This is a genomic window from Streptomyces sp. NPDC046727, assembly GCF_040645635.1.
GTDB lineage: Bacteria > Actinomycetota > Actinomycetes > Streptomycetales > Streptomycetaceae > Streptomyces.
On sequence record NZ_JBEYYR010000054.1, the window covers coordinates 48107 to 50565 of the forward strand.

Annotated in this window: 2 protein-coding genes; both read left to right on the forward strand. The window is 70.0% G+C overall.

The genetic code is table 11. The annotated features are described in order from the left end of the window. The first annotated feature begins 151 nt into the window (after positions 1-151). Positions 152-1282 carry a right-handed parallel beta-helix repeat-containing protein gene (locus ABZ937_RS40005; RefSeq protein ID WP_361699835.1) on the forward strand — a complete coding sequence of 377 codons (1131 nt, stop codon included), beginning with the start codon at positions 152-154 and terminating at the stop codon, positions 1280-1282. A gap of 43 nt (positions 1283-1325) precedes the next feature. After that, entirely contained in the window at positions 1326-2390 is a 1065-nt protein-coding gene (locus ABZ937_RS40010; RefSeq protein WP_361699838.1) for a methyltransferase, read from the forward strand. The last annotated feature ends 69 nt before the right edge of the window (positions 2391-2459 follow it).

The following is a 2459-nucleotide window of genomic DNA, read 5'->3' on the forward strand; positions in this document are numbered from 1 at the left end:
GGTTCGGGTAGTCGAACACGACTGTGGCGGCGAGTTTGAGTCCGGTGGTCTCGCGGAGCCGGTTGCGCAGTTCCACGGAGGTGAGCGTTGACACGCCGCCGAACGGAGCATCGAGGCGGTAATCCGGTCATGCGCTCCTAGCCTTCGGAATGTGACGAAACGACACATTACGTACCTCGCGTGCACCACGACCCTCGTCGGTGCGTTCCTCGGCACGACCCCGGCGTCGGCCGCACACCAGACGCTCGTGGTGCGTCCGGGCCAGTCGATCCAGAAGGCGGTCGACCTCGCCCGGGCCGGTGACACCGTGTTCGTGCTGCCCGGCACCTACTACGAGACCGTCACCGTCAAGACGGCCGGAGTGACCCTGCGCGGCATGGGCCAGCTCACCGTGATCCAGCCGCCCAAGAAGACGAAGTCCGTGTGGCTCGGCACCAAGCTCCCCGGCACGAAGGTCACCGGCACGAAGCTCCCCGGCACGAAGGCATCCCCCACCTGTCTCTCGGCCGGCAACGGCATCTGCGTGATCGGGGGCAAGAACAAGGCCCTGAAAGACGTCACCATCGCCGACCTGAAGGTGACCGGCTTCGCCAAGACCGGCGTGTGGGCCATGGGGACCGACCATCTGACCGTGGAGCGGGTGACCGCCGACGACAACGGCCAGTGGGGCATCGCCCAGGAGCACTCCACCCGCGGCGTCCTCCGGGAGAACATCGCCCGGAACAACGGGGACGCGGGCCTCTTCCTCGCCAACAACGTGAAGGCCGAGCAGGGCGCCAAGGACAGCAAGGGCACGGTGGTCGAGCGCAACCGCCTGGCGGACAACCGCATCGGCCTCACCGTCCGCCGGCTGCGCAACCTCTCCGTCACGGACAACTACGTCACCGGCAACTGCGCGGGCGTCTTCGTGGTCGGCGACGAGAACAAGCCGAAGGCCGGCCTGATCACCGTCCGCGGCAACCGCGTCGAGCGGAACAACAAGTACTGCGCGAAGACGGCCCGGCTGCCGTATCTGCAGGGCTCCGGCATCGTGCTGACCGGCACCGAGAAGGCCCTGGTGACGGGCAACACGGTCGTCGGCCACTCGGGCAAGTCCCCGCTGTCGGGCGGCATCGTCCTCTTCAAGAGCTTCGTGGGCGCCACGAGCACCGCGAACCGGATCACCGGCAACACCCTGGAGAGCAACTCGCCGGCGGACCTCGTCAACCAGGAGAACACCAAGAGCGACAACACCTTCGACCGCAACTCCTGCCGGGCCTCCAAGCCCGCCGGCCTGTGCTGATCTGACCGCCGTACCAGACCCACACAAGGAAGGAAGGCGGCACATGACCGCACCATCCCCCGAGCTCTCGGCTCCGGTGGAGCCGGGGACACCCCCCTCCCCTCCGCCGTCGATGCGGCTGCGCGAGCTGGTGTTCGGTGCGGCCTGTGCCGCCGCCGTCCGTGCCGCGGCCCGGCTCGGCGTCGCCGACGCCCTCGGGGACGCCCCGATGACCGCCGAGAGCCTGGCGGCGGCGTTGCGCACCGAGCCGAAGCCGCTGCGCCGGCTGCTGCGCGCCCTGTCCTGCTACGGCGTCTTCGCCGAGCGGCCCGACGGGACGTTCGCCCACACCGAGATGTCCCGGCTGCTGCGCGAGGACGACCCGAACAGCCTGCGGGCCATCGCCATGTGGTGCACCGAGCCCTGGACCTGGGACGCCTGGCCCCTGCTGGACGAGGCGGTGCGCACCGGCCGGAACGTCGTGGAGGACCTCTACGGCAAGGACTTCTTCACCTACCTCAACGAGGACGCCCCCGAGTCCGCGGACGTCTTCAACCGCGCGATGACCCGCTCCAGCGAGCAGTCGGCGCGGGAGGTGGCGGCCCTGCTGGACCTGTCCGGCAGCCGGTCGGTCGCGGACCTCGGCGGCGGGCAGGGCCATGTCGTCGCGAGCCTGCTGGACAAGTACCCGTCGATGCGGGGCCATCTGCTGGACCTGCCGCGGGTGGTGGAGAACGCCCTGCCGCGGCTCCGCCCGGGCGGCGACCTCGCCGACCGAACTCGGATCGTGCCCGGCGACATCCGCGAGTCCGTGCCGGTCGAGGCCGACGTCTACATCATCAAGAACATCCTGGAGTGGGACGACGAGTCCACCGCCCGGCTGCTGCGCAACGTCGTCGAGGCGGGCGGGCCCGGCACCCGGGTCGTGGTCATCGAGAACCTCGTCGACGACACCCCGTCGATGCGGTTCAGCACCGCGATGGACCTGCTGCTCCTGCTGAACGTCGGCGGGGCCAAGCACACCACCGACAGCATGGTCGGCCGGCTCCGGGCGGCGGGCCTGGCGGTCGGTGACATCCAGCCGGTCAACCCCTTCCTGCACGCGTTCGACTGCATCGTCCCCGCCTGAGCGATCCCCCGTCCGGAACACCGGTGCCGGGTCCGCGTCGCCGGCGGGCCCGGCACCGGTGTTCCGGAC